Genomic DNA, 5,490 nt, shown 5'->3' with positions numbered 1-5,490 from the left:
GCTTGACCGCTCCGCCCGTGGCCGCGTCCCCCTGGGCCTCGCGCGACTCGGACGGACGACGGCGGCGCGCCGGCCGCCGGGCCGCCGTGTCATCGTCCCCGCGTGGGCGGCGGGTGCGGGTCTCCTGCGGCGGAGTCGTGATGGTCATGTGGTGCCTCCTGCTTGACTCCGCCCGCTCGGCGGGTCTTCGTCGAGCGGCCTCGTGCCGCCTCGCGGACGTCCCTCACGCTCACGGATCCGCTCGACGGCGCGAAGCCGCGCCGACGCCGCCCGTGGGTTGGTCGTGGTCTCCTCGTCGGACGGTTGCTCCGCGCCCCGGGTGAGCGGGCGGAAACGCGGTTGTCGTTCCGGCAGGGGAACCGGCAGATCGGGTGGTGTCGTGTCGGTGGTCCGCTCGGCGAAGGCCCGCTTGACGATGCGGTCCTCGAGCGAGTGGTAGGACAGGACCGCGACGCGGCCGCCCACCACGAGGGCGTCGAGCGCGGCCGGGATGGCCCGCTCGAGCGAGGGGAGCTCCCCGTTGACCTCCATGCGCAGGGCCTGGAAGGTGCGCTTGCCCGGGTGGCCCCCGGTGCGGCGCGCGGCGGCAGGGATCGCGTCACGGACGACCTCGACGAGCCTGCCCGTCGAGGTCAGCGGGGCGCGCCCCCGCTCCCGTACGATCGCCTCCGCCACGCGCCGCGCGAACCGCTCCTCGCCGTAGACGCGCAGGATGCGCGCGAGGTCCGAAGCGGAGTATGTGTTGACCACCTGCTCGGCGGTGAGCTCCTGGGTGCGGTCCATCCGCATGTCGAGCGGTGCGTCATAGGAGTAGGCGAAGCCGCGCTCGGCCTCGTCGAGCTGGGGAGAGGACACGCCGAGGTCGAAGAGCACGGCGTGGACGCCGGAGACGCCGAGATCGGCGAGGGCCCGCGGGATCTCGTCGTAGACGGCGTGGACCAGATGCGTCCGCGCGGCGTAGGCCTCCAGGCGCCGCCCGGACCGCTCGATGGCGCTGGTGTCGCGGTCGAGACCGATGAGCGTGGCGCGTGGGTGGGCCTCGAGCACGGCCGCGGCGTGTCCGCCCAGGCCGAGGGTCGCGTCGACGAAGAACACGTCCTCATCGGAGGGCGTCGACAGGGCCGGCCCCAGCAGTGCCAGGATCCGGTCGAGCATGACCGGCACGTGCCCCGCCGCGCGTGGTCCCCCCTCGCGCTCTTCGTCGCCTCGCATCGAATACCTCTCACATGACGCCACTGCTCGCGGACGGCGCTGATGCCGCGCTCGCCTGGTGGTCCGCCGTGCCGAAGAAGCGCATAGAGCACCCCGTGGACGGCCGACGCGGACTCCCACCCGGGCGCCAGCGCCCCGGTGCGCTCTGCGGCTCACCGCTCAATGGCTTTTCGCCGGCCCCCGTTACGGACGTCGCCCGGCCAGGTCCCCATCCGCTGTTCCGTGGAGGAAGATGTGCTACGGCCATCTGGCACCGGGGAAGGTGCGCCAGTTGGGAGCGGGTGGAGACCTCGCCGAACGGATCCGCGACCGGCGATGGTGCGGTCAGAGAATTCCGGGCAGCACCTCCTCGGACAGGTCGGAGAACTGCGGCTCCTGCTCGGACAGGTAGGTCTCCCACGCGGTCGCGTCCCAGATCTCCAAGCGCGTGTTGGCTCCGATGACGGCGCAGTCGCGGCTCAGGCCGGCGTACGTGCGCAGGGGCGGTGGAATGGTGATCCGCCCCTGTTTGTCGGGAACCTCATCTGAGGCGCTGGCGAAGAAGACCCGGCTGTAGTCCCGCACGGCCTTGGCGGTGACCGGCGCGGTGCGAAGCGCCTCGGTGATGCGCTGGAACTCCGCCTCAGGAAAGACGTAGAGACAGCGCTCCTGACCCTTCGTGATCACCAATCCCCCCGAGAGCTCCTCGCGGTACTTCGCCGGTAGGAACAGTCGTCCCTTGTCATCAAGGCGCGGTGAATGAGTGCCGAGGAACATCCGGCCTCACCTCCGCCCCCTGTGAGGCGATGCACCCTGCCCCACGGCGCCCCACTCTACTCCACTCTGCCCCACGGTCAACGACCAAAACGCCTGGCTCGCGGCGTTTCCCAAGACAAAGCCGCAGGTCAGAGAGGTGGAGCAGTGTGGGGCGCCCACGAGGCCCCCGGCGGCGGTCATGAGGAGCCGCGGCGCATTGTGAAGACGGAAGGCGGCCGAATGGTGGGAAACGCGCCGACTCGTCGCGCGCGATGGAGCGAAGTGGGGAATCCGAAATGGCGTGTGATTCCAATAACACCCGGATGCGGCCGTTAGCCGGGCCGAGGGTTACTCTCCTGCACGGAGCATCGCACCAACCAGCCCAAAAGACGTACTGTCGGTGCAACACAACAACATGAACAAACCGGATGGAGCTCCCCATCCGCATCCGTGTGCGACGAGGCCGGGCCGACGCGGACCGGCGGCGGGCCGCGTGGCCGCGCGGATGGCCCGAGGAGGGGTTAGTGGCAGTCAGCACACACGGTGACGTCGGACGGGGGCTGGAGGGTCTCGCGAAGATCTCGGGCCGGATCTCCGGGGCCATCGAGTCCGTCATCGAGGGCAAGCCGGATGTGGTGCGCCTCGCACTCACCGTTCTTCTCGCCGAGGGCCACCTACTCATCGAGGACGTGCCCGGGGTCGGCAAGACCATGCTCGCCAAGGCGCTCGCCCGTTCCATCGACTGCTCGGTGCGGCGGATCCAGTTCACCCCCGACCTGCTGCCGAGCGACATCACCGGCGTCAGCGCCTACAACCAGGAGCGGCGGGAGTTCGAGTTCAAGCCGGGTCCGGTCTTCGCCAACATCGTCGTGGGCGACGAGATCAACCGCGCCTCCCCGAAGACGCAGTCCGCGCTCCTGGAGTGCATGGAGGAACGCCAGGTCACCGTGGACGGCCACACGTACGGCCTGGACGGGCCGTTCATGGTCATCGCGACCCAGAACCCGGTCGAGATGGAGGGCACCTACCCGCTGCCCGAGGCCCAGCGCGACCGTTTCACCGCCCGCATCTCGATGGGCTACCCCGAGCCCGGCGCGGAGCTGGAGATGCTCGACGTGCACGGCCGGACCTCGCCGCTGGACGAGCTCTCCCCCGTGGCGCGGGCCGGCGACGTACGCGAGCTGACCGAGCTCGTCCGCAATGTGCACGTCTCCACCTCCGTGCGCAACTACGCCATCGCCCTGGTCACCGCCACCCGTGAGCACCCCGAGCTGCGCCTCGGCGCGTCGCCGCGGGCGACGCTCCACCTCGTACGGGCCGCCCGCGCGTACGCCGCGCTGGAGGACCGGGACTACGTCCTGCCCGACGACCTGCAGTACCTGGCCGTGCCGGTGCTCGCCCACCGGCTCCTGCCGACCGCCGAGGCCCAGGTCGAGCGCCGTCTGCCCGAACACATGGTCGCCGAGCTGGTCGCCCACGTGCCGGTGCCCGACCCCCGGCGCTAGGGAACGGCGCCGGCGTGGACAAGGGCATCGCGACGAGCCGCGGCACCGGAGGGCCCGGGCCGTTCCGGCCGGTGCGCGCCGTCCGCAGGACACTCGGTTCGCTGACGACTCGCGGCCGATCGTTCGTCGCGGCGGGCGTCACCGCGATCGTCTGCGCGTTCGTCCTGGGTGAGCGCGACCTGCTGCGGGCGGGTGTGCTCATCCTCGCCCTGCCGCTCCTGTCGGGGCTGGTCGTGTCCCGGACGCGCTACCGGCTCTCGTGCACACGCCGCGCCGACCCGTCACGGCTGCCCGTGGGGCACGAGGCCCAGGTCGGCATCGTCCTGCAGAACATCTCGCGGTTGCCGACCGGGATCCTCCTCGTGGAGGACCAGGTCCCGTACACGCTCGGCGACCGCGCGCGCTTCGTCGTCGACCGGATCGAGCCCGGCGGCGGGCGGGAGATGGTCTACCGGATCCGCCCGGACGTCCGGGGCCGCTACCAGGTCGGGCCGCTGCTGGTACGCCTCGCCGACCCGTTCGGGCTCGTCGAGCTGGCCCGGTCGTTCACGACCTCCAGCCGGCTGACCGTCACGCCGCCGATCGTGCCGCTGCCGCACGGCCGGCTGACCGGCTCGTGGACGGGCGGCGGCGAGAGCCGGGCCCGCGCGATCTCCACCGCGGGAGAGGACGACGTCGCGCCGCGGGAGTACCGCCACGGCGACGACCTGCGGCGAGTGCACTGGCGGTCGACGGCCCGGCACGGCGAGCTGATGGTCCGGCGCGAGGAGCAGCAGTGGCAGAGCCGCGGCACCCTCTTCCTCGACACCCGCCGGGTCGCGCACTGGGGCGACGGCGCCGCGTCCTCCTTCGAGCAGGCGGTCTCGGTCGCGGCCTCGATCGGCGTGCAGCTCGGGCGCGAGGGGCTCGGCCTGCGGTACGTCACGGACGAGGGTGAGACGTTCTCCCCCACCACCGCCTTCGAGGGAGCGCTGCTGGACTCGCTGGCGGTCGCCCGTACGTCCGCCGGCCGGTCGCTGCGGGCCGGGCTGGCCGCGCTGCGCACCACGGCGCGCGACGGCGACGGCCTGGTCGTGGGCGTCTTCGGCCGGCTGACCGCCGAGGACGTCCAGGACGTGGCCCGGTCCCGGCAGGGCACCGCCACGTGCGTCGCGGTGCTGGTCGGGGACGAGGAGCACTCGGCGGCGCGGGCGGGCTCGGTGCTGCGCGCGGCGGGCTGGCGGGTGCTGATCATCGACTCGGCGGCCTCGCTGCCGGCCGCGTGGGCCGGAGCGGACCAGGCGTCGGAGAACTCCGAGCTGCGCGCGGTGCGGCACCGCGCGGGTGCCCGGCCGCCGGCACCGGGCGGCGACGTGGACGGTGCCGGTACGAACGGAACGAGCCGGGGAGGATCGTCGTGAGGCTGCGGTTGACGATCGTGGCGGGTGTGGCCACGCTGCTGGCGACGGTCGGGCTGTACCCGCTGTACGAGTCCGGCGGATGGTTCGGCCCCGGGTTCGGCGCGATCCTGGTGGTGGGCGTCGCCGGGACGCTCACCCGGCGGTTCCGCGTGGCCGCCGTGCTGTGCCCGCTGATCGGGCTGGCCGCCCTGTTCCTCTACCTCACTGTTCTGGTCGCCTCCGGGCAGTCGCTGCTCGCCGTCGTCCCGACGCCCTCCTCGACCGCGCGGCTCGGCCGGCTGCTCGGCGAGGGCTGGCACGACGCGAACGCCTACGCGGCACCGGTGCCGATGCTGCCCGCGATCAACATGCTCACGGCCACGGGCATCGGCCTGGTGGCCGTCCTCGTCGACTTCCTGGCGGTGCGCGCCCGCCGGGCGGCGCTCGCGGGGCTTCCGCTCCTGGCGATCTACAGCGTGCCGGCGGCGGTACGGCAGCAGGCGGCGGGCTGGCTGGCCTTCCTGCTGAGCGCGGGCGGGTATCTCGGGCTCCTGGTCGCGGACGGCCGGGACCAGCTCGCCGGCTGGGGCCGTGCGGTGTTCACCCGCCGCTGGTCGCCGGCCGTCCCCGTCGACGAGCGGCCGGACTCCGGCCCGCTC

General features: G+C 72.7%; 5 protein-coding genes. 3 read left to right on the top strand and 2 right to left on the bottom strand.

Annotated elements, in window-relative coordinates; all coding sequences use genetic code 11:
* Positions 1-144: 144 nt before the first annotated feature.
* Complete coding sequence (rsmH, locus tag ACFFNX_RS40740) at positions 145-1,212, bottom strand: 16S rRNA (cytosine(1402)-N(4))-methyltransferase RsmH (RefSeq protein WP_378211529.1); 1,068 nt, start codon at positions 1,210-1,212, stop codon at positions 145-147.
* A gap of 324 nt (positions 1,213-1,536) precedes the next feature.
* Positions 1,537-1,968, bottom strand: a complete 432-nt coding sequence (gene mraZ, locus ACFFNX_RS40735; RefSeq protein ID WP_378211528.1) for a division/cell wall cluster transcriptional repressor MraZ — start codon at positions 1,966-1,968, stop codon at positions 1,537-1,539.
* A gap of 503 nt (positions 1,969-2,471) precedes the next feature.
* On the opposite strand from mraZ, the gene ACFFNX_RS40730 reads away from it, so the two are divergent.
* The 3 genes from ACFFNX_RS40730 to ACFFNX_RS40720 all read left to right on the top strand — a co-directional run.
* Entirely contained in the window at positions 2,472-3,452 is a 981-nt protein-coding gene (locus ACFFNX_RS40730; RefSeq protein ID WP_378211527.1) for an AAA family ATPase, read from the top strand.
* A gap of 14 nt (positions 3,453-3,466) precedes the next feature.
* Positions 3,467-4,852, top strand: a complete 1,386-nt coding sequence (locus tag ACFFNX_RS40725; protein WP_378211526.1) for a DUF58 domain-containing protein — start codon at positions 3,467-3,469, stop codon at positions 4,850-4,852.
* Positions 4,849-5,490, top strand: a 642-nt coding sequence (locus ACFFNX_RS40720) for a TgpA N-terminal domain-containing protein (protein WP_378211525.1), incomplete at its 3' end; no start/stop codon positions are given. The genes ACFFNX_RS40725 and ACFFNX_RS40720, both read left to right, overlap by 4 nt.

It is taken from the genome of Actinoallomurus acaciae (assembly GCF_042429965.1).
In the GTDB taxonomy this organism is placed as follows: Bacteria; Actinomycetota; Actinomycetes; order Streptosporangiales; family Streptosporangiaceae; genus Actinoallomurus; species Actinoallomurus acaciae.
Note: the sequence above shows the minus strand (reverse complement) of the source record. Positions and strands in the feature narration are given on the sequence as shown.